21 protein-coding genes are annotated in these 25,438 nt (G+C 72.5%); 10 read left to right on the forward strand and 11 right to left on the reverse strand.

Translation table 11 applies throughout. From position 1 onward, the window contains the following. Position 1 precedes the first annotated feature (1 nt). The 5 genes from wecB (at position 2) to ACFYYB_RS00440 (ending at position 5,483) form a co-directional block, all read left to right on the forward strand. Complete coding sequence (gene wecB / locus ACFYYB_RS00420) at positions 2–1,129, forward strand: non-hydrolyzing UDP-N-acetylglucosamine 2-epimerase (protein WP_389432293.1); 1,128 nt, start codon at positions 2–4, stop codon at positions 1,127–1,129. 93 nt (positions 1,130–1,222) lie between these two features. Further along, on the forward strand, positions 1,223–1,975 hold the full coding sequence (locus ACFYYB_RS00425; protein ID WP_389432295.1) for a chain length determinant protein: 753 nt from the start codon (positions 1,223–1,225) through the stop codon (positions 1,973–1,975). Positions 1,976–2,061: 86 nt separating this feature from the next. Further along, a complete protein-coding gene (locus tag ACFYYB_RS00430) occupies positions 2,062–3,510 on the forward strand; it encodes an oligosaccharide flippase family protein (RefSeq protein ID WP_389432297.1) in 1,449 nt (482 codons plus the stop codon). 5 nt (positions 3,511–3,515) lie between these two features. Continuing rightward, positions 3,516–4,643 carry a hypothetical protein gene (locus ACFYYB_RS00435; protein ID WP_389432298.1) on the forward strand — a complete coding sequence of 376 codons (1,128 nt, stop codon included), beginning with the start codon at positions 3,516–3,518 and terminating at the stop codon, positions 4,641–4,643. Positions 4,644–4,661: 18 nt separating this feature from the next. Then, positions 4,662–5,483: a glycosyltransferase family 2 protein gene (locus tag ACFYYB_RS00440; protein ID WP_389432299.1), complete on the forward strand. Its 822-nt coding sequence runs from the start codon at positions 4,662–4,664 to the stop codon at positions 5,481–5,483. Between the two features lie 10 nt (positions 5,484–5,493). Here the strand turns inward: ACFYYB_RS00440 and ACFYYB_RS00445 are convergent, their stop codons facing one another. Together ACFYYB_RS00445 and ACFYYB_RS00450 are read right to left on the reverse strand one after the other, a co-directional pair. Beyond that, a complete protein-coding gene (locus tag ACFYYB_RS00445; protein WP_389432300.1) occupies positions 5,494–6,498 on the reverse strand; it encodes a glycosyltransferase in 1,005 nt (334 codons plus the stop codon). After that, positions 6,423–8,468: an O-antigen ligase family protein gene (locus ACFYYB_RS00450; RefSeq protein WP_389432301.1), complete on the reverse strand. Its 2,046-nt coding sequence runs from the start codon at positions 8,466–8,468 to the stop codon at positions 6,423–6,425. The genes ACFYYB_RS00445 and ACFYYB_RS00450 overlap by 76 nt, the downstream gene beginning before the upstream one ends. A gap of 82 nt (positions 8,469–8,550) precedes the next feature. On the opposite strand from ACFYYB_RS00450, the gene ACFYYB_RS00455 reads away from it, so the two are divergent. Further along, on the forward strand, positions 8,551–9,246 hold the full coding sequence (locus ACFYYB_RS00455) for a hypothetical protein (RefSeq protein ID WP_389432302.1): 696 nt from the start codon (positions 8,551–8,553) through the stop codon (positions 9,244–9,246). Between the two features lie 56 nt (positions 9,247–9,302). Here ACFYYB_RS00455 and ACFYYB_RS00460 read toward each other — a convergent pair whose 3' ends face one another. From ACFYYB_RS00460 to ACFYYB_RS00490, 7 genes are all read right to left on the reverse strand, one after another. Next, entirely contained in the window at positions 9,303–10,349 is a 1,047-nt protein-coding gene (locus tag ACFYYB_RS00460; RefSeq protein WP_389432303.1) for a glycosyltransferase, read from the reverse strand. Continuing rightward, positions 10,346–13,645, reverse strand: coding sequence for a DUF4082 domain-containing protein (locus tag ACFYYB_RS00465; protein ID WP_389432304.1), 3,300 nt, complete (start codon positions 13,643–13,645; stop codon positions 10,346–10,348). The genes ACFYYB_RS00460 and ACFYYB_RS00465 overlap by 4 nt, the downstream gene beginning before the upstream one ends. Before the next feature lie 44 nt (positions 13,646–13,689). Further along, positions 13,690–14,805: a DegT/DnrJ/EryC1/StrS family aminotransferase gene (locus tag ACFYYB_RS00470; RefSeq protein WP_389432305.1), complete on the reverse strand. Its 1,116-nt coding sequence runs from the start codon at positions 14,803–14,805 to the stop codon at positions 13,690–13,692. Next, positions 14,802–15,605, reverse strand: coding sequence for a NeuD/PglB/VioB family sugar acetyltransferase (locus ACFYYB_RS00475; protein ID WP_389432306.1), 804 nt, complete (start codon positions 15,603–15,605; stop codon positions 14,802–14,804). The genes ACFYYB_RS00470 and ACFYYB_RS00475 overlap by 4 nt, the downstream gene beginning before the upstream one ends. Next, positions 15,602–16,777, reverse strand: a complete 1,176-nt coding sequence (locus ACFYYB_RS00480; RefSeq protein WP_389432308.1) for a DegT/DnrJ/EryC1/StrS family aminotransferase — start codon at positions 16,775–16,777, stop codon at positions 15,602–15,604. Before ACFYYB_RS00480 ends, ACFYYB_RS00475 begins: the two co-directional genes overlap by 4 nt. Further along, positions 16,774–17,790 carry an NAD-dependent epimerase/dehydratase family protein gene (locus tag ACFYYB_RS00485; protein WP_389432310.1) on the reverse strand — a complete coding sequence of 339 codons (1,017 nt, stop codon included), beginning with the start codon at positions 17,788–17,790 and terminating at the stop codon, positions 16,774–16,776. Before ACFYYB_RS00485 ends, ACFYYB_RS00480 begins: the two co-directional genes overlap by 4 nt. A gap of 82 nt (positions 17,791–17,872) precedes the next feature. After that, complete coding sequence (locus tag ACFYYB_RS00490; RefSeq protein WP_389432311.1) at positions 17,873–18,973, reverse strand: Gfo/Idh/MocA family protein; 1,101 nt, start codon at positions 18,971–18,973, stop codon at positions 17,873–17,875. A 418-nt stretch (positions 18,974–19,391) separates the two neighbouring features. Between ACFYYB_RS00490 and ACFYYB_RS00495 the strand changes: the two genes are divergently transcribed. The 4 genes from ACFYYB_RS00495 to ACFYYB_RS00510 all read left to right on the forward strand — a co-directional run bounded on the left by ACFYYB_RS00495 (position 19,392) and on the right by ACFYYB_RS00510 (position 23,230). After that, positions 19,392–20,267 (forward strand): glycosyltransferase, encoded by an 876-nt coding sequence (locus ACFYYB_RS00495; protein WP_389432312.1) that lies wholly within the window; start codon positions 19,392–19,394, stop codon positions 20,265–20,267. 114 nt (positions 20,268–20,381) lie between these two features. Next, a complete protein-coding gene (locus ACFYYB_RS00500) occupies positions 20,382–21,755 on the forward strand; it encodes an MFS transporter (protein ID WP_389432314.1) in 1,374 nt (457 codons plus the stop codon). Next, positions 21,752–22,765: a TolB-like translocation protein gene (locus tag ACFYYB_RS00505; RefSeq protein ID WP_389432316.1), complete on the forward strand. Its 1,014-nt coding sequence runs from the start codon at positions 21,752–21,754 to the stop codon at positions 22,763–22,765. The genes ACFYYB_RS00500 and ACFYYB_RS00505 overlap by 4 nt, the downstream gene beginning before the upstream one ends. A gap of 135 nt (positions 22,766–22,900) precedes the next feature. Further along, on the forward strand, positions 22,901–23,230 hold the full coding sequence (locus tag ACFYYB_RS00510) for a hypothetical protein (protein ID WP_389432317.1): 330 nt from the start codon (positions 22,901–22,903) through the stop codon (positions 23,228–23,230). A gap of 100 nt (positions 23,231–23,330) precedes the next feature. On the opposite strand, the gene ACFYYB_RS00515 is transcribed toward ACFYYB_RS00510, so the two are convergent. Together ACFYYB_RS00515 and ACFYYB_RS00520 are read right to left on the reverse strand one after the other, a co-directional pair. Continuing rightward, positions 23,331–23,642: an SCO5918 family protein gene (locus tag ACFYYB_RS00515; RefSeq protein WP_389432318.1), complete on the reverse strand. Its 312-nt coding sequence runs from the start codon at positions 23,640–23,642 to the stop codon at positions 23,331–23,333. 53 nt (positions 23,643–23,695) lie between these two features. Continuing rightward, positions 23,696–25,270, reverse strand: a complete 1,575-nt coding sequence (locus ACFYYB_RS00520; protein WP_389432319.1) for a DEAD/DEAH box helicase — start codon at positions 25,268–25,270, stop codon at positions 23,696–23,698. Between the last annotated feature and the right edge of the window lie 168 nt (positions 25,271–25,438).

Here is a 25,438-nt window from a genome sequence, read left to right on the forward strand (position 1 = left end):
CATGCCCAGAATCATCTGCGTGGCCGGGGCCCGGCCCAACTACATGAAGATCAAACCGGTGATGGACGCCCTGGAGGCGCGCGGCGCGGAGGTCGTCCTCGTCCACACCGGCCAGCACTACGACGAGTCCATGAACGACGTCTTCTTCCGCGACCTCGGCATCCGCTCCCCCGACCGCTATCTCGGCGCCGGGTCCGGCAGCCACGCCGTACAGACCGGCCGGGTGATGGAGGCCTTCGAGCCGCTGCTCGACGAGCTGGTCCCTGACGCGGTCGTGGTCGTCGGGGACATCAACTCCACCCTGGCCTGCGCCCTGGTCACCGCGAAGGCCGGGCCGCTGCTGGCCCATGTGGAGGCCGGTCTGCGCAGCCGGGACTGGAGCATGCCCGAGGAGGTCAACCGGGTCGCCACCGACCGGCTCAGCGACTACCTGCTGGCCCCCTCCCCCGACGCCGCCGCGAACCTGCGGTCGGAGGGGTACCGGGAGGACCAGATCCACGTCGTCGGCAACGTCATGATCGACACCCTGTTCGCCAACCTGGACCGGGCCCGGCGCTCCGACGTCCTGGCCCGCCACGGGCTCACCCGCGGCGGGTACGGACTGGTCACCCTGCACCGGCCGGCCAACGTGGACGATCCGGACGCCCTGCGCGGCCTGCTGAAGGCGCTGGGCGAGATCGCGGGCCGTTGCCCGCTGCTGCTGCCGGTGCATCCCCGGGCCGCCGAGCGGCTGTCCGAGATCGGCGTCCCCGGCGGCATCCGGCTGGTGCCGGCCGCCGGATACCTCGATTTCATCGCCCTGCAGGACTCGGCGCGCGTGGTCCTCACCGACTCCGGGGGCATCCAGGAAGAGACCACCGCGCTCGGCGTGCCCTGTGTGACCCTCCGGGAGAACACCGAGCGCCCGATCACCGTCGAGCAGGGCACCAACGTCCTGGCGGGCACCGACCCGGAGCGCATCACCGCCACGGTGCACCGGGTGCTCGACGATCCGCCCGCGCCCCGCTGCCCCGAGCTGTGGGACGGCCGCGCGAGCGAGCGCATCGCGCAGGTGCTCCTGGAGGGCGGGAGCGCGGCCACCCGGCCGCGGCCCACCGACCTCCTCGCGGGCACCGCGCCCGTCCTCTAGCGCCGTGGCGGGAGGGGTTCACCGCGTCCCGGTGAACCCCTCCCGCCACGGCACCGTTTCCACCCCCGTTCCACCTGGATCGAAAGAAGGCTGATGGACCTCGCGGAGATCTGGCGGGTCATGCGCAGGCGCTGGTACGTGCTGCTGCCCGGGCTGCTGCTCACGGCCGCGCTCATCACCGGCGTGTACCTGCTGGTCCCGGTGGAGTACCGGTCGCAGAGCACCGTGACCCTCCTGAACTCGAAGAAGGCCACCGTAGCCTTCGACGGCAACCCCTTCCTGAGCACCCAGGCCTCGCTCACCGGCATGGCCGACGGGCTGGCCCGGAACCTGAACTCCGACGATTCCAAGGCCGATCTCAAAGCCCAGGGTCTCACCGGCGTGTACGAGGCGAAGATCGCCGACAACGCCCAGGGGCCCTTCATGTGGCTGAGCGTCACCGGCACCGACCCGGCCGCCGTCCTGAACTCCGACAAGATCTTCACCGCGTACGCCGAGAAGCGGCTCCTGGAGTTCCAGGCCCAGCAGTCGGTGACCCCCGAGGCGATGATCCGCATGGCGACGATCGTGCCGCCGCAGAAGCCCGAGGCGCAGACGAAGACCCGGCTCCAGTACCTGGTCATGGCGGGGGCGCTGGGCTTCGTCCTCAGCCTGGTGGCCACCTTCTTCGTCGAGGCCCGGCGCCGCAAGGCCGACAAGCCCGGCCGGCGGGGGTCCGTAGAGGATGACCCGGAGCAGCATGGGAACCCGGGTCCCGAGGACCTCGGCGGCACCCTCGATCCCACGGCGACCATGGCGCTCAAGGTCCTGCCCTCGTCTGCCTTCCCCTCCAAGGCACCCCGTTGAGCGCCCCCACCACGGACGCGGGCCCCCAGGAACCCTCCGGGGGCCCTCCGGAGGCTTCTCCCGGGGCGCCCTCCCTGGGGCGCAAGGTGGGATCCGCCGCCCGGTGGAGCCTGGTCAACACCATGGTGATGCGGCTGGGCAACTTCGTCACCGGCATCATCCTCGCCCGCTTCTTCCTCGGCCCCGAGGCCTGGGGCGTCTACGGGATCGCCCAGACGGTCCTGCTGGTCCTGCTCTCCGCGAACGAGCTCGGCGTCTCCCTGGCCATCGTGCGCTGGGAGGGCGACCCCCGCCGCTTCGCCCCGACGGTCCTCACCCTGAGCGCCGCCTCCAGCCTGCTGCTGTACGCGGTCCTGTTCGCGGCGGCCCCCCTGGTGGCCCGGGTGCTCGGTTCCCCCGAGGCCTCCGGGGTGCTGCGCGTGATGTGCGTGTGCGTGGTCCTGGACGGGCTCTCGCAGGTGCCGGCCGGCTTCCTCACCCGAGAGTTCCAGCAGGGCCGGCGGATGGCCATCGACGCCGTCAACTTCGTCCTCAGCACCGCGGTGACCCTGCTGCTGGCCGTCCAGGGCTGGGGGGCGATGAGCTTCGCCTGGGGCTCCGTCGCGGGCAACGTGGCCGCGCTCGCCGGCTGCTGCCTGGCCGCGCCCGGCACCCTGAAGTTCGGCTGGGACCGGGAGCAGGCCCGGGCCCTGCTCCGCTTCGGCCTCCCGCTCGCCGGGGCCAGCATGCTGGCGCTCGGGGTCGTCAACGTGGACACCATGGTGGTGGGTTCCTCCCTCGACCAGCTGGCCCTCGGGTTCTACGTGCTCGCCTTCAACATCTCCGGCTGGCCCGTGCGGATCATCTCCGAGGCGGCCCGCCGGGTCTCCTTCGCCGGGTTCTCCCGGCTGGCGGACAGCGGCACCGGAGGGGGGCCCGGCGCACTGGCCGCCGGCTTCGGCCGCGCCCTCGGCGTGGTGATGACGGGCACGGTCCCGCTCTGCGTGCTGCTGAGTGTTCTCGCCGGGCCGATCGTCGAGCTGGTCTACGGGGAGCGCTGGCTGCCCGCCGCCGCCGCGCTGCCGTGGCTGATGGGGCTCGGACTGGTCCGGATCGGCTGCGAACTGGCCTACGACTGCCTGGTGGCCATCGGGCACCGCCGCTCCCTCATCGGGGTCCAGGGGCTGTGGCTCGCCGTCCTGGTCCCGGTGCTGGTGGCCGGGGCCGGCGCGAACGGGATCGAGGGCGTGGCCCAAGGGCACGTTCTGGTCGCCGGGGCCGTCGTGGTGCCGGTGTTCCTCGTCGCCCTGCACCGGGGCGGCGTCGGGCTGGGCACCGTGGCGCGCGCCTGCGCCTGGCCCTTCCTGGCCGGGGTCGTGATGACCGGCGTGGTCCTCGGGCTGGAACGGCTCCTCGGCGACGGCGTCCTCGCGCTCCTCGCGACGGGGGCCGCCGCCACCCTGGCCTACGCGGTGTGCGTCCTGCCGAGCTTCGGCTTCCTCCGCGGCACCGCACCGGCCGCCGCGGCGGCTCCGAAAACGACGATGAAGGACTGACACCCATGGCACGCCTTCGCAGACGCTTGTGGGCCTGGCTCCTGGCCGGGTTCTTAACGATCGCCGCCCTGACGCTCTACCAGGCCGAGCGGACGGGGCGCAGCGAGCCGGTGGCCGGTTCCTGCCCGGAGAGCGCCCTCGAATGCCCCGGCGAGGAGAAGCCCCTCCCCCTGCCCGTGCCCGTCGAGCCCTCCGCCTCACCTTCCGCGTCCGCGAGCCCGAGTCCCTCCGCGACCCCGGCCTCCCCGTCGCCCACTCCCCCGCCGGGCAGCAGTGCACCGCCGCCCTCATCCGCGCCGGGCCCCGCCTGCAACGCGACCTCGCCGGGCGCCTGCGGCTTCCCCGACTCCCGCTCCACCGGTCCCCGGATCGCGCTGAAGCGGCACGACACCGGGAACATGTCCATCAAGACCGACGGAACGGTCATCAAGGGCTGGGACATCTACGGTTCGCTGGACGTGTACGCCGACAACGTCACGATCATCGACAGCCGGATCACCTCCACCAACTGGTGGGGCGTCAACCTGCGTCCGGGCTTCAAGGGCCTGCGGGTCCTGCACACCACGATCACCGCCGTACCGGGCAAGGGCCCCGACAACGGGGGCGTCAACTACGCGGTGTCCAACATGGGCGAGAGCTCCGTCGAGGTCGGCTGGTGCGACGTCTCGGTGTTCGGCAACGCCCTCTCCATGGGCCAGGGCGACCTGCACGACAACTACGTGCACGACATCGTCGCCTTCCGGAACCTCGGCGGGGAGTGGCAGCACACCGATGCCGTGATCAGCGGCGGCGGCAACAAGGGCCGGCTGACGGTCCGCCACAACACCCTGCTGAACTCCGTCCCCATCGACAAGGGCGCCAGCGCCGCACTCGGGCTCTTCGCCGACACCGGCGTGGTCTCCAACGTGATCGTCGACAACAACTGGCTGGCCGGGGGCGCGTACGCGCTCTACGGGGGCGGCCCGGGAGCCACCGGAATCCTGGTCACGGACAACGTGTTCTCCACCCAGTACCACCCCAAGAGCGGGCTCTACGGTGCGGTCGCCGCGTGGAACGCGGGCGGCGCGGGGAACGTGTGGCGCGGCAACCGCATGTCGGACGGGCGCCCCGTCGTACCCGAGCCCTCCCCCTGACCACCGAGAGGACATGACATGCGCCGCATCGCCCGGGCCCCCTGGGAGCTGCTCAAGCGGGCCTTCGGCTGGCTGGTGCTCTTCGAGGCCAGGAACAAGCTCCTGCTGGCCCCTTCGGCCGTGCGGCTGCGCCGTTTCGAGAACGCCGAGACCAGCCGGCTCGGCTCGCTCCTGGAGCGGCCGCCGTCCGCCCTGGTGGCCACCGTGATCGCCACGCACCGGCGTCCCGAGGCCCTGCGCGCGGCCGTGCGCTCGGCCCTGGCGCAGACCGTGTCCGACCAGGTGGTCCTCGTCGTGGACGACGGTGCCGGGCTGCCGGAACTGCCTTCTGATCCGCGGCTGTTCGCGGTGTCGCTGGCCCGCAACACGGCCACCGCCGGAGTCGTGCGCAACGTCGGGATACGGCTGAGCCGCTCGCGGTACGTGGCCTTCCTGGACGACGACAACCTGTGGGAGCCGGACCATCTGGAGCAGGCCCTGACGGTCCTGGAGTCGCCGGGCGGACCGGACGCGGTGTACACGGCGCTGCGCAGGGTGCTTCCCGACGGAACCCAGCGGGACGTGCTGTCGGTGCCCTTCGACCGCCGCCGTTCCGCGCACGAGGCCTTCCTGGACACCAACGCCTTCGTGGCGCGCCGCACCCCGGCCCTGCACTTCAGCCGCCTGCGGCGCACCCCCGAGGTCCTGCCCCGGGAGGACTGGGAGCTCGTGCGCCGCTACAGCCGGCGGCACGAGGTCCGCCACCTGCCCCGGCCCACCGTCCGCTACCTGGTGAACCCGGACAGCTTCTGGACCGCGTGGGAGGGCCCGGCGCCCACCGGGTCCTCCCCCGCCGTCTAGACCAGCCCGCTCAGGGCCCCGGGGTGGCGCGCAGTGCGGTCCGGCTGGCCAGGGCCCGCGCCGCGGCCCGGCTCGCCGGGCGGCCGAGCGCCGCCCGGGAGGTTTCCCGTAGCAGCACGGCGGCGCGGAAGGCCGCGGTGGCCGGCGCCGAGTTCCGGCGGCCGTAGAGGCGTACGCGGTTGAGGGTCAGCAGGGTCCACAGGCGCGGGGAGACCTGCGAGTCCCCGCCCAGGTGGACGGCCGAGGCCGCCGGTTCGAGCCGGGTGACGAAGCCGTGGTCCCCGGCCCGCAGGCAGTACTCGGTCTCCTCCGAGTACAGGAAGAACGATTCGTCCCAGGCTCCGCAAGCGTCCAGGCACTCCCGGGAGAGCGCCATCATGGCGCCGGACGCCCAGTCGGCGACCGTCCGGCTCCGGTACGCGGCCGGATCGGTGACCAGCTCGCTCCACCGCGGGAAGCGTCCCGCGCGCCGGTTGCCGATCACGGCCTCGCCCAGGGCGCGGGTCACCCGCGATTCCCGGCGCAGCGAGTAGTGGAGGGTGCCGTCCTCCTCGTACAGCAGCGGGACGCTGATCCCGACCCGGCCCCCGCCGGCCCCGCCCGCCCCGCCGACGGAGGCGCCGAGCGCGCCGACGAGCTGCCGCGCGCAGCCCTCCCGCATCCGTAGGTCCGGGTTGCAGACCAGGCCGGCGCTGAAGCCTCCCTCCCATCCGGCGGCGGCCTCCAGGGCCGCGTTGACCCCGGCGGCATAGCCGGCGTTGCGGCCGGTCTGGACGATCGTGGCGTCCGGCGCCAGCGAGCGGATCAGCTCGACGGTGTCGTCGGCGGAGTCGTTGTCGGCGACGACCAGCCGCCAGTCGGTCCCGGCCATGCCCTGCGGCAGGGAGGCGAGGAACCCGGGTATCACCTTGGCGCTGTTCCAGGTGACGACGAGGACGGCTACGGGGCCGGCTGCATCCTGCCGGTCCGGGCGGCGGTCGGCTGCTGGGCCGGAAGCTGTGCTGTCGGATGACACGGGTTCTCCAAGGTTCGGGGCTCGGGCGCGGCGCGCCGTATGAAGCCGAGGTAGCTGCCGCCGGCGGCGATCGTCAGGAAGAACATCCCGGCGAACATCGGGAAGCTGAGGGCGTCGAAGGTGGCCGCGCTGACCAGGGCGACGAGGGCCGAGGCGAAGAAGGCCTGGCCCAGCTCCCGGTCGGATTCGGTGGCGGCGAGACGGCGGATCGCGCCGCCCTGGTGGATTCCGGTGAGGAACAGCGCCAGGAGCGCGAGCAGACCCAGCAGACCCATCTCCGCCAGGGTGAGCATGTACTGGTTGTCGGTGAAGAAGTAGAGGTCCGGGGTGAAGGTGCCCAGCCCCCGGCCGAACAGCGGGCGCTCCTCCAGGTAGGGCACGATCGCGCTGTACTTCACGGTGCGGGCCTGGGTGCTGCTGTCGGAGTTCGACACGAAGGAGGCGAACAGTGTGGTGATCGTGCCGATCAGTCCGGGGACCATCACCTTGAAGACGGCCACCGAGCCGAGCAGCAGGCCGAAGGTGGTCCAGCGGCGCTGCGGCTTCCACCGCGGCACCATCACCAGGACCACGATGAGGGCACCGATGATGGAGGTCCGCGACACCGTCAGCGGCAGCGCGCCGCCCATCAGCGCCACCGGCGCCCAGCGGCGCCAGCGCTTCAGGTGCGCCCGGACCGGATCGAAGGCCTGCTGGATCGCGAAGGGCAGCAGCAGGGCGAGCATGCCGCCGAACTCCAGCGGCTGCGCGGTGGTCGAGCGCGGCCTGGTGAACGCCCCGCGGTCCAGGGTGGTGATCTGCGCGACGCTCGACTGGAGCCCGGGGATGCTGATCTTCTCGGCGATGTTCGTCGCGGTGAAGAAGTCGTAGTAGCCGATGGCTGCGACCACCGCCCCCATCACGACGGCCCGCCGCAGCAGCACGTCCAGCCGGGCCCGGTCCTGGATCCCGGCGGAGATCAGCACCACCAGGGACACCCAGACCAGCAGTCCGATCAGCCCGCGGTCGGCGCCCAGCACCTCCTTGTGCGAACTGCCCCGGGAGGCGTTCGCCAGGTACGAGGCCAGGACCGAGACGGCCAGCAGCCACATCGCGATCCGGGGCAGCCGGGTGCCGGGGGCCGGTCTGATCCGGCCGGTGAGCCAGGTCGCCAGGTACCAGAACAGGGCGAGGAGCGCGAAGACGTTGGCCGGGGTGCCCACGCCGCCGAGGCCCGGCAGGGTCAGGTTCGAGGGGATGAAGAAGGCCAGCCCCAGATAGCCGGTGAGCAGGGCGGTGGCGTCCAGCTCGCGGTGGCGGGTGCGCCTGCGCACGCCCGCCGGGGCCGTACCGGCCGCGGCCGCGGCCGCCTCGCGCCGGCGCCGGCGGCCCGCCAGCAGGCTCTCCAGGACGAAGGAGGCGGTGAAACCGGCCACCAGTCCGGCGATCAGCATGGCGAGGACCTGCTGGTACCGGGCCTTGAGCTGCGGTTTCGGGGTCTGCGGCAGCACCACGGGGGCGGCCTGCACGTAGTACTGGCGCTTCACCTTCGCCGCCGCCTGGAGCGCGTCGAGCTGCTCCCCGGCGAAATTGGTGAGCGTGGTGGTCTCCTTGAGCACCTTCGCCCGGTTGGTGCCCGTGACGGTCAGGGTGAGCATCGGGCCCGAGGCGTTCGCGGCGAAACCGACCGTGTAGGGGTCGGTCACCCCGAGGCCGTGCAGGTCGCGGGCCGCGTCGGCGCCCGACAGGGTCCTGATGAGCACGTCGGCGGTGACCACGAGCGAACCGCCCGCGTTCGCGATGGGGTTGCCGAAGGTGGGGGCCAGCTGGGCCACGGCCGTGGAGTCGAGCAGGGCCACCGAGCTCTGGGACTGGTAGGAGACCGGGACCGACTGGTACAGCTGTGCGCCCGCGAGGACTCCGCACAGCGTCAGGGGCGCCATGACGTACCAGCGGCGCCGCAGTACCGCTGCTATCTCACCGATGTTCACTAACGCTCCCTCGCAACTGCCCGGGAACCGTTGGCGTGTTGCCCGGCGTCCTGGGAAGATCGAACACGACGGAAGGAATCCTGTGTCGCCTGGTGAGCTGTTCCGCACGCTGCGCCGCCGCTGGTACGTACTGGTCCTGGCGGCAGTGCTCGCGGCTGCCGGGGCGCTCCAAGTGCTCCGGCCCACCACGACCTACGTGAGCACCGCGATCGTCGTCCTCAAGCCGCCGGTGACCAGCAACCAGCCGAACCAGCTGGCCAATCTGCAGCCGCCGCTGGCGGCCGTCTCCCTCGCCGCGGTACAGCAGTTGGACTCCTCGGACGGGGCGGGCGAACTGCGGGCCGCCGGGGTGGCGGGCACCTACCGACTGATCCCGCGCAACAGCGGCACGAGCGTCACCCCGCGCTATCTGATCCCCTCCCTCCAGATCCAGGCGGAGCACACGGACCCGGCCACGGCCGACCGCTCGGTGCTGAAGATCGTCGAGATCTACGGGAAGCACCTCTCGGAGATGCAGGCCGAGCAGAAGATCCCGGCGGCGGGGCGGATGAGCGTCACGCTGCTCGTCCCGCCGTCCGCGGTGGCGCAGCTCGGGACCAAGAGCCGCGGACTGGCCGGGACGGCCCTGCTGGCCCTGGTCGCCGGGGTGGCCTGCGCCCTGTGGACCGATCGGTTCCTGGCGGGCCGCGCCCGGCGCCGGCGCGAACGCGCCGACGCCGGGGACGGTGGACGGGCACGGGACACGAGCCCCGTGCCGGCGACCGCGGCGGCCCGCTGAGACAGCGGGCCGCCCGGCCGCCAACGCCCCTGGTTCGGGGCGGTGGTGCGGTGTCATCAGATCCCTCGGCGCTTCCAGGACTGCCACCAGAGCCACTCGCGCCCCCGGTCGGCGACGGCCGAGAGCACCAGCGGCTGGAGGTACGGCATCACACGGGCCCCGATCCGCCGGCGCCGGCGCAGGGCCCCGTACTCCGCGAGCGAGGTGTAGCGCGGCAGGCACTCGGCGGCGAAGGCCTCGAGTTCCTCGACCGGGACCACCCCGGTGCGCCCGCGGTCGTAGGCCCGGTAGGCGCGCCGCAGTGCGTACCGGGCGAGCCGGGTGCGGGCCGCCGTGGACAGCCGGCCCGCCTCCGGGAGCAGGTCGCCGCACTTCTCCAGCACCGAGTCGAAGGCGACGAGGCGCTGGCGGAGGTCGTCGAGCTGCCCGCCGAAGTCCGTGGTGGACATGTTGTTGCCGTGGACCCGGTAGAAGGCCTGGTCGGCGCCGCGGACGTAGCCCACGTCGGCGTGGGCCGCGAGCCGCATCCACATTTCGATGTCACCGGCGTGCGGAAGGTCCGGGTCGTAGCCCCCGACCTTGCGCTGCAGGCTGGTGCGCACGACCACCTCGGGTGAGGTGATGCACCCGGTGCCCTCCCGGAAGCGCCGCTCCAGCCACCACCGGCCCGGATAGACCGCCGAGCCGGTGGACCGGGTGCGGGCCGCGGGAAGCGGCCCGCCGTGCTGGAACCGCAGCGGCCTGCCGTAGGCGAAGCCGGCCCGCGGGTGCGCGTCGAGCAGGGCCGCGGCGCGCACCAGGGCGCCGGGGACCAGCCGGTCGTCGGCGGAGAGCAGGGCCACGTAGTCCCCGTCCGCCCACTCCAGCAGGCCCTCGTTGTAGGTGGCGATGTGGCCCTGGTTCTTCTCGTGCACCCGGACCTCGATCCGGGGGTCGGCGGCCGCGAGGGCGCGCGCGACGTCCGCGGAGTCGTCGGGGGAGGCGTCGTCGATGATCAGTACCCGTACGTCGACGCCCTCCTGTTCGTCCAGGACGCTTTTGACGCAGTCGGCCAGGAAGTGGCCGTACTTGTAGCAGGGGATCACCACGCTGACCGTGCTCACTGGCCGGACACCTCCGTGGATCCCTCCGCGAGCGGGGCGGGGGCCGTGGTGGTGAAGACCGGACCGACCCAGTAGTTCACCGATCCGAAGGTGTTGTTCGGGAAGACCGTGGCCGCCCCGTACTTGTAGAGGCCGTTGCCGTTGCCCGCGCCGCCGCCGTCGGCCGGGGCCACGAGCGGGTAGGAGCGGTGCGCGGCGCCGAAGTAGCCGCCGTCCACGGAGTACTTGCCGTTCGGCGCGTGGTACGAGGCCACGTACTCGATGTTCGCGGTGACGGCCACCGGGGTGGTGAAGTGCAGCTGCTGCCAGCCGGACAGGGTCTCGCTGCCGAAGGTTCCGGTGGCCAGGAGCGTGCCGTCGGCCTTCCAGAGGCTGCCGGTGTGCGTTCCGGTGTTCCCGGGTCCCTTGTAGAAGCTGATGCCCGTGACGTAGCCGCCGACCGTGGACTGGAAACGGGTGCCCAGTTCCACAGAGTTGGTGTCGTCACCGACGTTGGCGGTGGTCGGGGTGGCGTTCGGACCCCACAGGGTGCAGGGGCAGTTCACCGCCGGCGGGCTCGTGCTCGTGGTGAAGGTCCAGGTGACCGGTGCGGCCATGGCGTTGCCCCACAGGTCGGCGACCTGCACCGATGCCGTGTAGGTGGTGTTCAAAGCCAGTTCGGTGGACGGGGTGAAGGTGGCGCTGTTGGAGACCTCGAGGACCTTGCTTCCGGGGACGGTGGCGCCGCCGGGGTCCTTGACGGTGAACACCAGGGTGTCGGCGTCCACGGCCGAGTTGAAGGTGGCCTTCACGGTCGCGGTGATCGCGGTGCCGGTCGCCGCGGACTGCGGGCTGGTCGAGGTGACGGTCGGGGGCGTCGTGCTCGCGGTGGCGGTGTCCAGGACCGCGTCCACCCAGTAGTTGCTGCCGGAGGAGGCGGTGGAGGGGAAGCCGCCGGTGCCGCTGTAGCGGTAGACGCCGTTTCCGCCGTCGGTGCCGCTCTGCAGCGCGGTGAACGGAGCCAGCCCCGCGCCGGCCGAAGCGAAGGTGCTGTCGAAGGAGTATCCGCCGTTGGGGGCGAAGTACGAGGCGATGTAGGTGGTGTTGGCCTTGACGGGGATCGGCGAGGAGAAGTTGAGCTGCTGCCAGCCCGAGGCCGTCTCGTTGGTGAAGGTGCCCGTGGCCAGACGCTGGCCGGAGCTGCTCCACAGGCTGCCCGTGTGGGTGCCGGTGTTGGCCGGGGACTTGTAGAAGCGGACGCCCGTGATCGAACCGGGCACCGAGGAGCGGATCTTGACGCCGAGTTCCACGGCGCTGCCGTCTCCGGCGTTCACCGTGCCCGGCACGGCCGCGGCGGGCCATACGGTGCAGGGGCACTGCTGGGGTCCCACGGTCAGCGGCACGGTGGTGGTGGCGCCGATGTTGACGCTGTCGTCCACCGCGCGGACCTTGATCTGCGCGGAGCCGGGGGTCATCGGGGTCCACTTGTAGCTCCAGGACCCGACGCCCGTGGCGGCCTTCCAGGTGGTTCCGCCGTCGGTGGAGACCTCCACGCGGGCGACGACTCCGCCGCCGCTGTCGGTGGCGGTGCCGGTGATCGTCACGGGCCGCAGGGCGGGCACGGTGGCGTTCGCCGCGGGGCTGGTCACGGTGATGACCGGGCCGGTGTGGTCGGTGGAGGCGGTGGCCACCACCAGGTTGGTCTGCAGGGACTTGGGCTGGACCCCCATGTCGGCGAAGATGTTGACCGTCGCCTGCTGCATCCGCTTGTCCTCGGTGACCACCGCGTCGTCCGGATTTCCGGTCGGCATGTTGGTCAGGCCCCAGGACCACTGCACGGTGCCCGAGCCGAAGACCAGGGCGTTCGAGGTCTGGTCGCGGAAGGCGACCAGGCTGTGCGTCGCGGTCCCGTTGCCGTACGTGTTGCCGTAGTCCAGGCGGTACTTGCCGTCGGTGATGTCCACCGTGGTGGAGGACATCGCGATCTGCCCGGCCGGGCGCGCCGCGTCCTCCACGTCGCTGTCCCACTCGTAGCCGAGCGTGCCGACGGGGAAGGTGGCGGTCTGGGAGGGGGTCAGGTTCGCGACGGTGGTGCCCCGCCACAGGCGCATCTTGGCGTAGGCGCCGGGGACGGTGATCGCGTCGCTGCGGTAGCCGTTCACGCTGAACAGCGAGCCGGTGACCTGGTTCTGCGGCTGGAAGGGCCGGCCGTTCGTGGCGCTGGCCGGGTCCATGAAGGTGCCGGTCCAGATCCCGCTCGGGTCGGGGATGCCGTTGGGCTGCGGGAAGGAGAGCTTGGTCTCCTTGTAGCAGACCAGGGTCCGGTTGGCCGTGTTGGCCCCGTCGATGCTGGGCGCCAGCCGGGTCTTCCAGAAGACCTCGTTGCCCGCGAAATAGGTCTGGTTGACGCCCGCGTGGCGTGCGTTCAGGGCGTTGGTGAACTGGTCCTGAGTCCAGTACTCGTCGTGCCCCGAGGACATGAACACCTTGTGGTTCTGCAGCTGGGTGGCGCCCTTGGTCGACATGTCGATGCCCGACATATAGCTGACGTCGTACCCGTTGCGCTCCAGCCAGGCGACCATCTGGTACTCGGATCCGTAGATCCCGTTCTCGCCGCCGATGTCCATCGGCCGGTTGTAACTGACCTCGTAGGCACGGCCGTCGGGGGCGGGTCCGGCGCCGTCGTACAGGTCCTGGCCGCCGTAGTTGTTGTACGCCTGCCAGGTCTGGTCACTGGTCTGCACGACGATGTCGGAGTGGCTGGCGTCGTTGCGGACCACGAACGGGTAGGGCATGACCCCGTTGCCGTCCGCCTGGTCGAAGTTGACTATGTAGAGCCCGGAGACGGCGTCGGAGGGCACCGTCCAGGTCGCGGTGACCGGCCAGTTGCCGCAGTCGACCAGCCCGGTGGAGGCCTTCTTGGTGCAGGCCGCCGGATTGCCGTTCTGGGGGAAGTTGGCCGGGTAGGTCTGGGCGGCCTGGGCCGCGGTGGACATCAGCCGGGCCCCGTCACCCCCGTAGTGGCCGAGCCGGTACACCGAGACCTTGTAGGCGGTCGGCGACTGGATCTTGAACTGGAGGGTCTCGCCCGCCTGCACGCTCGTCTGGGCCGGGAAACCCTTGATGTCGCCGTAGGCGCTGGGTGCGAACCAGTCGGACATCGGCGTGCCCGCCTTCGAGTTCTCGCACACGATCGCGTTGGAGCCGGGGCCGCACGGGTCCGCCGCGACCGCCACCGATGGCGGGAGCGCCGCCGCCATCAGGGCTGCCACTACGGTGAAGAGCCCGTACCGCAGCAGCCTTGTCCTTCTGTTCATCCGAACCTCATTTGGGAGGGGCTTGGTGATTCGACGCCGGAGCGTCAGCGCAGCGCTGCTGAGAGCGCGTCCACGACCCGCTGCTGTTGGGCGGCGGTGATCTGCGGGAAAAGCGGAAGGGACAGCATCCGGTCGGCGGCCAGCTCGGCGTGCGGGAAGGCCCCGCTGCCGTGGCCGAGGTGGGCGAAGGCCGGGGTGAGGTGGACCGGGGCCGGATAGTGCACGCCGGCGCCGATGCCCTCCGCGTTGAGCTTGCCCACGACCGCGTCGCGGTCAGCGCCGCTGACCCGGATGACGTACAGGTGCCATACGTGGACGTTGCCCGGCGCCGTGACCGGCAGGGTGAGCCGTCCGGTGGCCGCCAGGTCCGCGAGCAGCGCGTCGTAGCGGGCGGCGGCGGCCCGGCGGGCCTCGTTCCCGTCGGCGAGCCGGGCCAGCTTGGCCCGCAGCACGACGGCCTGCAGACCGTCGAGCCTGCTGTTGAAACCGGCCACGTCGTGCCGGTACTTGGCGACGCCGCCGTGATTGGCCAGCGCCCGGACCAGGTCGGCGCTCTCCTCGTCGTCGGTCACCACCGCGCCCGCGTCCCCGTAGGCGCCGAGGTTCTTGCCCGGGTAGAAGCTGGTCGCGGCGATCCCGCCGCTGCCGGGGGTGCGGCCCTCGCGGGAGGCTCCCTGGCTCTGGGCGGCGTCCTCGACGAGCTTGGCGTGCGCGGGCAGGGCCGCGGCGAGCGCGGCGGTGTCGGCGCACTGCCCGTACAGGTGGACCGGGACCACCGCGCGGGTGGCCCCGGTGACCGCGTCGAGCGCGGCCTGCGGGTCCAGCAGCAGGGTGTCGGGGAGGCAGTCTGCCAGCACCGGCTTGGCGCCGATCCGGGCGACGGCTCCGGCGGTGGCGATGAAGGTGTTGGCGGGCAGCACGACCTCGTCGCCGACGCCCACGCCGCTCGCCCTCAGGGCCAGTTCCAGGGCGTCGGTGCCGTTGGCCACGCCGACGCAGTGTCCGACTCCGGCGAAGGCCGCGTACTCGCGCTCGAAGGCCCGGACCTCCTCGCCGCCGATGAAGGCGGTGTCGGCCAGGACCCGGTCGAATCCCGCACGTAATTCGTCCGCGACCTCGGCGTGCGCTGCCTTCAGGTCGACGAGCGGTATCTGGTTCATGCGGCTGTGCTCCCCATCCGTGTCTCCGGCTCGAGGCCGTTCTCCAACTCATCGGCCCGGAGCTCGTCGAGCGCCGGGCCCCCCGCCTCGCGCAGCCGGCGGGCGGGGCTTCCGGCCCACACCTCGCCGGCCGGTACGTCGGCCAGGACCGTGCTTCCCATCCCGGTCAGCGACCAGGCGCCGACCTCGATGTACTCCCGGACCAGTGCGCCGGCGCCCACGTAGGCCCCGCGCCCCAGCCGTACCCCGCCGCCGAGGCGGACCCCGGAGGCCAGGGTCGCGAAGTCCCCGACCTCGTCGTCGTGGGTGAGGACCACGTGCGGCATGACCGCCACGTGGGCCCCCACCCGTACCGCGGCCGTCAGGACGCAGTGCGCGAGCAGCACCGTGCCCGGTCCGAGGACCGAGGACCCGGAGAGCGCCGCCGTGGGGTGGACCACGGTGGCGTACCGGCTCTCGGGCAAGGCCAGGCGCCGCACCAGGCGGGCCCGTACCCCGTAGTCGCGGGGGCTGCCGACGCAGACCACCACGCGGGCGGCCGGGCGTTCGTGCACCAGGCCGGTGCCGCCCAGGACGGGCACCCCGTCGACCTCCCGTCCGTGCAGGGCCGGGTCGTCGTCCAGGTGCCCGACCAGCCGCCGGCGCGGGGCCCGGCCGGCCGCCAGGTCGGCGGCCTCCGCGTCCCGTACGGCCTGGGCGGTCTCCCGGGCGAAGCCGCCCGCGCCGACGATGAGCAGCTCCTCGGTCGGCGCCGTTTCGGTCGGCGCCGTTCCGGTCGCGGGACCGTGGGGCCCGCTCATCCTCCGTCGGCCTGTTCGCGCAGCACCGTCACCACCCGGTCCTGCTGCTCCTCTGTCATGGTGTGGAACAGCGGCAGGATCAGCGAGTCGCGGGTGATCCGCTCGGTCACCGGCAGGGCCGCCGCGCCGTGACCGGCGTACGCCGGCTCCAGGTGGGAGGCCATGATCCCGCGCCGGGCCGAGATCCCGGCCTCGGCCAGCACCGCGAGCAGTTCGTCGCGGCCGACGGGGAAGTCCTCGGCCAGGAGCACCCAGTACGACTGGAAGTTGCCCTCGCCGTGGCCGGGGTCCTTGACCGGGGTCAGGCCGGGGACACCGGCGAGGAGCTGCCCGTACCGGGCGGCGAGGAACCGCCTGCGGGCCACGATCTCGTCCAGCTTGCCCAGTTGCACCAGCCCGACCGCGGCCTGGATGTCGGTCATCCGGTAGTTGTAGCCGACCTCCAGGTAGCTCTCGGCGATCGGCTTGCTGCTCGCGTGCCGCTGCGCCGCGGACACGTTCATGCCGTGCTCGCGCAGGCGGCGCAGCCGCTCGGCCCAGGCGGCGTCGTCCGTGGTCACCATGCCGCCCTCGCCGGTGGTGATCACCTTGCGGGGGTGGAAGGACCAGGCGGCCAGCAGCGCCCCCTGGCCGACCGACTTGCCGCCGACGGTGGCGCCGATCCCGCAGGCGGCGTCCTCCACCAGGGCGATGCCCCAGTCGGCGCAGGCCGCGCGCAGGGCGTGCACGTCGGCCGGGACCCCGCCCTGGTGGACGGCGATGACCGCCTTGGTGCGCGGGGTCCGGACGGCGTCCACGGTGGCCGCGGTCAGGTTGCCGGTGGCCTCCTCGACGTCCGCGAACACCGGGTGGGCGCCCACGTAGCGCACCGCGTTGGCCGTGGCGATGAAGGAAAGGGAGGGGACGACGACCTCGTCGCCCGGCGCGAGGTCCAGCGCGATCAGCACGAGGTGCAGGGCGGTGGTGCACGAGCTCACCGCGATGCCGTGCTCCGCGCCCACCCGCTCGGCGAAGGCCCGTTCGAACTCGGCGACCCTGGGTCCCTGGGCCACCCAGCCGGACAGGACCGCGTCGGCGGCGGCCCGTGCCTCGTCCTCACCGAGCCACGGGATCATGACGGGGATGCGGGCGGGGGCGGGGGCCGGGGCGGCGCCCGCGTCCTGGGCGCTCATCGGCCGGCCTCCACGGTGCCGGTCTCCACGGCGGCGGCTTCCGCGTCGGCCGCACGCTCGGCCCGCCACCAGTCGACCAGGTCCCGCAGCCCGCTGCGCAGGTCGATCCCGGCCGTGAAGCCGAGGCGCTCGGCGGCCTGCGAGGTGTCCGCGAGCCGACGGGTCACCCCGTTCACGGCGCGGGCCGGTCCGTGCTCCGGCGCCAAGCCATCGGCGCCCATGGCCTCGAGGAGCCCGTTCGCCAGGTCGAGGAGACTGGTCTCGGAGCCGCTCGCGACGTTGAACACCTCGTCGGTCAGGTCCGATTCGGCGGCCAGCAGGTTGGCCCTGGCGATGTCCCGGACGTCGACGAAGTCCATGGTCTGCGTGCCGTCGCCGAGGATCAGCGGCGGCTCGCCCGCGGCGATCCGCTCCATCCACCGGATCAGCACCTCGGTGTACAGCCCGTGGATGTCCATCCGGGGGCCGTACACGTTGAAGTAGCGCAGCGCGACGTAGTCCAGCCCGTACATGGCGTGGAAACTGCGCAGCACGCCCTCGTTGAAGGCCTTCGCGGCCCCGTAGAAGGTGTCGTTGTTGTACGCGTGGTGGCGCTCGGTGGTCGGGAAGGACTCGGCCATCCCGTAGACCGAGGCCGAGGACGAGGCGATGACCTTGCCCACGCCGGCGGCCGCGGCGGCCTCCAGCACGTTGAACGTCCCGTCGACCATCACCTCGTTGGCCAGCCGCGGTTCCTCGGCGCACTGGGTGATCCGGATCGCCGCCAGGTGGAAGACGAAGTCGGCCCCCTCGGTCGCCTTGCGGACGGCGGCTATGTCCCGGATGTCGCCCTCGACCAGGTCCACGACCCCGCTGGGCAGGGCGCGGGCCAGGTTGGCGCGGCGTCCCCGTACGAAGTTGTCGAGCACGACGATCTCGCGTGCCCCGTTGTCCACCAGCAGGTCCACCAGGTGCGAGCCGATCGTGCCCGCTCCGCCGGTGACCAGAATCCTCTTGCCTCGTACGCTGCTCAACGCCCTGCCCCTACTGAGTCGGTCATGGTCTTTCCTGCTGTGCCCGGCGCGCCGCACGCGTCCCGGGCGATGCCGTCAACGCTCAACGTCCGGTGCGCAGTCCGACGACGGCACCCTTGAACTCCAGGCTGCGGGAGGCGGCTTCGAGGATGTCGAGGACCTGGAGTCCCGCCCGGCCGTCGGTGAGCGGCGCCCGCCCCGTCCTGATCGACGCGGCGAATTCCTCGACCATGCTGCGCAGGGCCTCCTTCTCGCCGAGCGCGGGTGCCACCATGTCGCCGGTCCGGTAGGAGACGAGCATGTCGCGGCGCTCGTCCGCGCCGATCTCCTGCGGGGCCGTGAGGTCGACGCCCCGGTCGAACACCGCGACCCGCTGGGTGGGGTTGAGGTCGTCCCACACCAGGGTCCGCTTGGAGCCGCCGACCATGGTGGTGCGGACCTTCACCGGGGAGAGCCAGTTGACGTGGACGTGCGCGATGGCGCCCGTGTTGAGCTGGAGCGTCAGATAGGCCACGCAGGACTGGCCGGCCCCGATGGGGTCGGCCCCGTGCGCGGCGACGGCGACCGGGTGGACGTTGTCCGGGAGGATGAAGTCGAGCACCGAGAGGTCGTGGGGGGCCAGGTCCCACAGGACGTCGATGTCCTTCTGGACCAGTCCGAGGTTGATCCTGACGGAGTCCACGAACTGGATGTCGCCGAGTTCCCCGGAGCGGACCATGTCCCGGATGCGGGCCACCGCCGGGGTGTAGCAGTAGGTGTGGTCGCACATCAGTGTGAGGCCGCGTTCCTCGGCCTCGTTCACCAGCCGCAGCCCGTCCTCGTAGGTGGCGGCGAGCGGCTTCTCCACGAGCACGTGCTTGCCGGCGCGCAGGGCCGCCAGGGCCACGTCGAGGTGGGTTCCGGCCGGGGTGGCCACGGCGACGGCCTCGACCTCGGGGTCGGCCAGGACCGCGGCGTAGTCGGCGGTCGCCTGGACCGTCGAGTAAGTGCCGAGCACCTGCCGGGCCCGGTCGACATTCAGATCACAGAGCCAGCGGAGCCTGAACTCCGGACTGGACTGGAAGTTGCGGACGAGATTGGGGCCCCAGTAGCCCGCTCCGACGACGGCGACCCCTAACGGCTCGGTCCGCCCCGCACCTGCGCCCGCGGCGTCCCGCCCGGCGTCCTTCGCGGTGTCCTTCACAGCATTCCCTTTCCTTCCGCGCACGCCCGCGGGCGTGTCGACGACCCATGGCCGGGACGCGTGCGAAGGAGGGGGGTGCCGCCGAGGGCAAGCCGGGCGCCTGCGCGACCCGTGCGTGACCCGCCGACGGTGATGGCCCCCACGACCGATGCCGTACGTGTTGCACGTACTTCCGCCCCCCGGCCGTCCGGCACCCCTAGCGCCGGCCGGCCACGGACAGGCGGCCTGTTCCCCCAAGCCGCCGAACCCGTAAACCTGCCCCAACTACCCTGCGCCGAATGGACCACGGCGCGAGTCACGGCATTGCCGAACCACGCCGAATCCGGTCGGCTGCGTTCAATCTAGACCACCGGGCGTACGCCCGGGGAGAGTTGGAGGAAACGGTCGGTACGGGCGTTCGACCATGCATACTTCCCGTGTGACCAGCATCGTGATCCCGGCCCACAACGAGGGCCGGGTCATCGGCCGGCTCCTCGACGCGCTCCTGTCCGATCCGTCCGGAACTCCGGCCTCCGGGACCGACATCGTCGTGGTGTGCAACGGCTGTACGGACGACACCGCCGCGGTGGCGGCGGCGCGGGGACCCCGCGTACGGGTCGTCGAGATACCGACTCCTTCCAAACACACGGCACTTCGGGTGGGAGACGAGCACGCGCGCGGCTTCCCCCGCCTCTACGTGGACGCCGACGTGGTGGTCGGCGCGGCCGACGTACGGGCCCTCGCCGAAGCCCTCGCCGGCAGCCCGGCCCTCCTGGCCGCGGCCCCCGGCCGGGACATTCCGCTTGGCGCCTGCGCCTGGCCCGTCCGGGCGTACTACCGGGTCTGGCAACTGCTCCCGGCCGTCCGCGAGGGGCTGTTCGGGCGGGGGGTGATCGCGGTGTCCGAACCGGGGCACGCCCGGCTCGCCGCCCTGCCGCCGCTGATGGCCGACGATCTGGCCGCGTCCCTGGCCTTCGCGCCGGGAGAGCGGCGGGTGGTGGAGTCGGCCAGGGTCGTGGTGCTGCCGCCGCGCACCTGGGGCGACCTGATCAAACGCCGGGTGCGGGCGGCCACTTCCTCCGCCGAACTGGAGCGCTTCCAGGCGGCGCGGGCGTCCGGACCGCAGGAGACCCCGCCGTCGGCACGCACCGGCACGGGAGACCTGCGGGCGCTGCTCCGGGCCCAGCCCCGGCTGCTCCCCGGGGTGGTGGTGTTCGTCGTGGCCGCCCTCGCGGCCCGCCGGGGGTCCCGCAAGGCCATCAGCAGCGGGGACTTCTCGACCTGGCTGCGCGACGAGAGCAGCCGCCAGGGCTGAGCGGCCGAATCCCGCCCTGCGCGACCCAGTTGTCCCGTACAACCATTAGGGTGCCACTCGCACGTACGACTGGCTCACCGTTCAGTTCAGACGCCGGACCGGGAGTTCGAAAGCATGTACCTCGCGGACCGCTCCGCGCCCGAGGACGCGAAGACCAGCGCCGACGGATCCCCCGTCCGCGGACCCGCGGTCGCCTCGACCGTCCTCGCACTGGGCTCGGTCAGCCTGATCACCGATGTCTCCTCCGAGATGGTCACCGCCGTCCTGCCGCTCTACCTCGTCGCCGGACTGGGCTTGAGCCCGCTCGGTTTCGGCGCGCTCGACGGCCTGTACAACGGGGTCAGCGCGCTGGTTCAGCTGACCGGCGGCCACCTCGCCGACCGGATCCGCAACCACAAGCTGATCGCCGGCATCGGCTACGGGCTCTCCGCCGTCTGCAAGCCGCTGCTGCTGCTCGCCCACAGCCTCGGCCCGGTGGCGCTGATCCTGGCCCTGGAACGCACCGGCAAGGGCCTGCGCACCGCCCCGCGCGACGCGCTCATCTCCCTTTCCACGCCGCCCGAGTTGCAGGGGCGGGCCTTCGGGGTGCACCGCGCCATGGACACCACCGGGGCCCTGCTCGGGCCGCTCGCCGCGTTCTTCATCCTGAGCCTGACGGTCGACGGGTACGACGCCGTCTTCGGGGTCAGCGCCTGCGTGGCCGCCCTGGGTGTCGTGGTGCTCCTGCTGTTCGTCCCGTCCGGCGCCGAGCCACGGCCGGCCCGGCCGAAGTACGCCGCTCCCCCGGCGCCCGTACCGGCTCCGCGGGAGGCCGCTCCCCCCGGGAAAGCCGCCTCCCCCAAGCCGGACGCGGTGAACCTGCGCGACGCGCTGGGCCTGCTGCGGCTGCCCCGGCTCCGCGCCTTGGCGGGCTGCGCCGCCCTCCTCGGACTCACCACCGTCAGCGACGCCTTCCTGTACCTGCTGCTCCAGGACCGCACCGGCATCGGCGAGCGCTGGTTCCCGCTGCTCCCCCTGGGGACCGCGGCCGTGTTCCTGCTGCTGGCCGTCCCGGCGGGCGCCCTCGCGGACCGCATCGGGCGCCGCACCGTGTTCCTCACCGGGCACGCCCTCCTGCTGGCCGGCTACGGGCTGCTCCTGTGGGCCCCCGGCCTGCCCGCGCTCCCCTACCTGGTCCTCGCCCTGCACGGCATGTTCTACGCCGCCACCGACGGGGTGCTGCCCGCCGCCGTCGCCGCGACCGTCCCCGCGAAGCTGCGGGCCACCGGCATCGCCCTCGTCGGTACCGGCCAGGCCCTGTCCCGGTTCGGCTGTTCACTGGCCTTCGGCGCCGCGTGGACGGTCCTGGGCTCGGGCCCGGCGCTCGCCGCCGCCGCGGCCGGCCTGTGCTGCTGCGCGGCCGTCGCCGGTTTCGTACTCCGTCCCACGGCCCCGGACGGCGATGCCGCCGGGGCCCCGCACCCCCGAAGCTCCCGAGGAAATCGATGACGCGCTCACGCCGGCTGCTCGTACTCGCCCTGGCCGTGCTGCTCCTCGGGGGCGTGGCCGGCGTGCTGGTGGTGCGCGCCGCCGCCCGCTCGGAGCAGACCCGCGCGGGCGACCCGACGGCCGCCCCGGGCAAGGTCACGCTCGACCGGCGCGGCGGCCTGGCCTTCCTCAACGGCGCGCAGGGCCCGCACCGCGGAGCCCTCGTCTCCGTACCGGACCGCTCACCGCAGGACGAGCGGACCGCCTCGGGCCTCACCTGCCTGCGGTTCCACGCCGCGGCCGGCACCGGCGTCTGCCTGAGCTCCGTGCCGGGCGCGCTCGCCCAGGAGAACCGGGCCCTGATCGTCGACTCGGAACTGCGCACGCGGCGCGAGTTCCCGCTCGCGGGCACCCCCTCGCGGGCCCGGGTCTCCCCGAGCGGCCGTTTCGCCGCCTGGACCGTCTTCGTCACCGGGGAGTCCTACGGATCCGCGTTCTTCTCCACCCGGACCTCTATCGTGGACACCCGTACGGGGGCGCTCGAACCCGACCTGGAGAAGTTCGCCATCGAGCTGGACGGCCGCCCCTACAGCGCGAGCGACGCCAACTTCTGGGGCGTCACCTTCTCCAAGGACGACGACACCTTCTACGCCACCCTCGCCACCGGCAACCAGACGTACCTGGTGAAGGGTTCGCTCGCGCGGCGCAGCGTCACCACCCTCGCCTCCAACGTCGAGTGCCCGTCCCTCTCCCCCGACGAGACCCGGGTCGCGTACAAGAAGCGGGTACAGCGCGGTGCGTCCTTGTGGCGCGAACACGTGCTGGACCTACGGACGTTGCGGGAGCAGCCGCTGACCGAGAAGCGCAGCGTGGACGATCAGGCGCTCTGGCTCGACGACCGGACCCTCGCCTACGCCCTGCCCGCCGAGGGCTCCGTGGACACCACGGACCTCTGGACGGTCCCGGCGGACGGCACCGGAACCCCGAGCCTGCTGGCTCCGGCGGCGTCATCGCCCACCCGGCTGGGCTGACCGGCCGCGCTGACGGATCTCGCTGACGGATCGGGCCGACGGATCGAGCCGGCGGGTCCCCGCTCGAAGCCCCGCGCTCCATCCCGCCGGCCCGGCAGGCGTACCCGGGGACCCCGCAGAATCGTTGGGGCGGGCATGGGCACTCCACACGCCGTCTCCCCGTCCCCGGCCCGGCACCGGGCACCCGAGCGCACCCCCGCCGCGATGGCGCGGGGCATCCCCCGGCAGCAGTCGGGCAGCGGCGCCGCCCCCTCGGGCGGGGCGGTCGTCTACGAGCAGCTCGCCCGCGAGTGGGAGGCGCGCGGGGCCACCGTCCCGGGCCGTCCCGACCCGCTGTGGGATCGGCTGATCACCTACGCGCACTTCCAGCGCGAGACGGACGCCACGCTGCGCAGCCTGCGCCTGGACGGAGCCGAATCCCCGCCCGCCCCCGCGGCGGCGCGCCCGCGCTGGACCCGGGCATGAGCCGGGCGGGACCCGGGGTGGCACGCAAAGGCCCGGGGGCCCGGTCGGCAACTGCCGACCGGGCCCCCGGGCTCCGTACGCGTGGTTCCCGCGGCTCCCGCTACCCGTCCGAGGGGGCGCCGAGCATGGCCGACGCCTTCTCGAGCGGGGTCAGGCCGACGGCGGGCGCCGGGACCGTTTCGAGCGGGCGGCAGGTGAAGCCCAGGGCGGTCAGCGCCCTGATCACCTCGGCGGCGGTGAAGTCACGGCGGTCCTGCCGGGTGACGACGGCGCCGACCTGCTTCACGGGGTAGGAACGACGCCCTATGACCACCGAGTCACCGGTGATCGGCTCGGGCTTGACGCCCTTCATCGATTCCAGGACCCCGGCCTTGGTCAGATCGAACGGAAAGCGGGCGATGACGAAGCGCATGCTGCCTCACAGGAAGAAGAGAACCGGGTCAGGCACGATCCGAACGGGACGGCCTAAGCCGCCGAGGTGGCCGGGGACTGGCGCTGCGGCCCCCGGGCGGTCGCCGCGGACCTGCTGCGGCGGTCCTGTGCGGGCCGGCTGCGACGGCCACGGGAGGCGCCGCCGGCGGCTCCCCGCGGCCGCTCGCTGACGGGGGCCGTGATGACGACCGGGACGCCGGACGGCGCCTGGGCGCCGGTGATCCGGCTCAGCTCGGCCTCGCCGGAGCGGACCTGGGCGGTCTGCGGGGTGATGCCCGCGGCCTGCATGAGACGGACCATGTCGCGGCGCTGGTTGGGCAGGACCAGGGTGACGACGCTGCCGGACTCACCGGCGCGGGCGGTGCGGCCGCCGCGGTGCAGGTAGTCCTTGGGGTCGGTCGGCGGGTCCACGTTGACGACGAGGTCGAGGTTGTCCACGTGGATGCCGCGGGCCGCGACGTTCGTGGCCACCAGGACGCTCACGTGCCCGCTCTTGAACTGCGTGAGGGTCCGGGTCCGCTGGGGCTGCGACTTCCCGCCGTGCAGGGCCGCGGCGCGGACCCCGCTGCTCAGCAGGTGCTCGGTCAGCCTGTCCACGGCGTGCTTGGTGTCCAGGAACATGATCACGCGGCCCTCACGGGCGGCGATCTCGGTCGTGGCGGCCTGCTTGTCGAAGTTCTGCACGTGCAGGACGTGGTGTTCCATGGTCGTCACCGCGCCCTGCGAGGGGTCGACGGAGTGCACGACCGGGTCCGTCAGGTAGCGGCGCACCAGCAGGTCGACGTTGCGGTCCAGGGTGGCCGAGAACAGCATCCGCTGGCCCTCGGGGCGCACCTGGTCGAGCAGCGCGGTCACCTGGGGCATGAACCCCATGTCGGCCATCTGGTCGGCCTCGTCCAGGACGGTGATCCCGACCTGGTTCAGCCGGCAGTCACCCCGCTGGATGAGGTCCTTCAGGCGGCCCGGGGTGGCGACGACCACTTCGGCCCCGCCGCGCAGCGCACCGGCCTGGCGGTGGATCGGCATGCCGCCGACGACGGTGGCGATCCGCAGCTTCACGGCGCGGGCGTAGGGCGTGAGGGCCGCCGTGACCTGCTGGGCGAGCTCACGGGTGGGTACGAGGACCAGCGCGAGCGGCTGACCCGACTCGGCGCTCTGGCCGGCCGTACGGGCCAGCAGCGCGAGGCCGAAGGCCAGGGTCTTGCCCGAGCCGGTGCGGCCACGGCCCAGGACGTCACGGCCCGCGAGACCGTTCGGCAGCGTGGCCGCCTGGATGGGGAACGGGGTGGTCATGCCTTCACGGGTGAGCGTGGCGAGCAGCTGGGACGGCATCGCCAGGTCGGCGAACGCCTCCACGGCGGGCAGCGCGGGGACCACGGTGACCGGCAGGGCGAACTCGCCCTGCGGTGCGGCGGGACGGCGCCCGCCGTAGCCGCCGCCACCCGAGCGCTTGGGACCGCCGGAGCGGCTGGGGGCGGAAGAGCCGAAGCGGCTGCCGGAGGAGCGGCCGGCGGAGCCCGAGGAGCCGCCGTAAGAGCCGTAGGAGCTGTTGGATCCACCCGTACGGGAGGACGAAGACCGGTCATTCATGCGGGTCGTGCGGTTCATGCAGAACCTTCCTCGATACGGCGCACATCGAGGAGTTCTCGGCAGCGGAAATCTGGCCGCACGAGGATTCACAAGAATGAGCCGGAGCATAAAAAATATGACGAAGTCGAATCGAACTTCGATCGACGTCAGATTAACGATTATCACCCTATGTGTCGGCGAAATATG

The organism is Streptomyces sp. NPDC002886 (assembly GCF_042888445.1).
Lineage (GTDB): Bacteria > Actinomycetota > Actinomycetes > Streptomycetales > Streptomycetaceae > Streptomyces.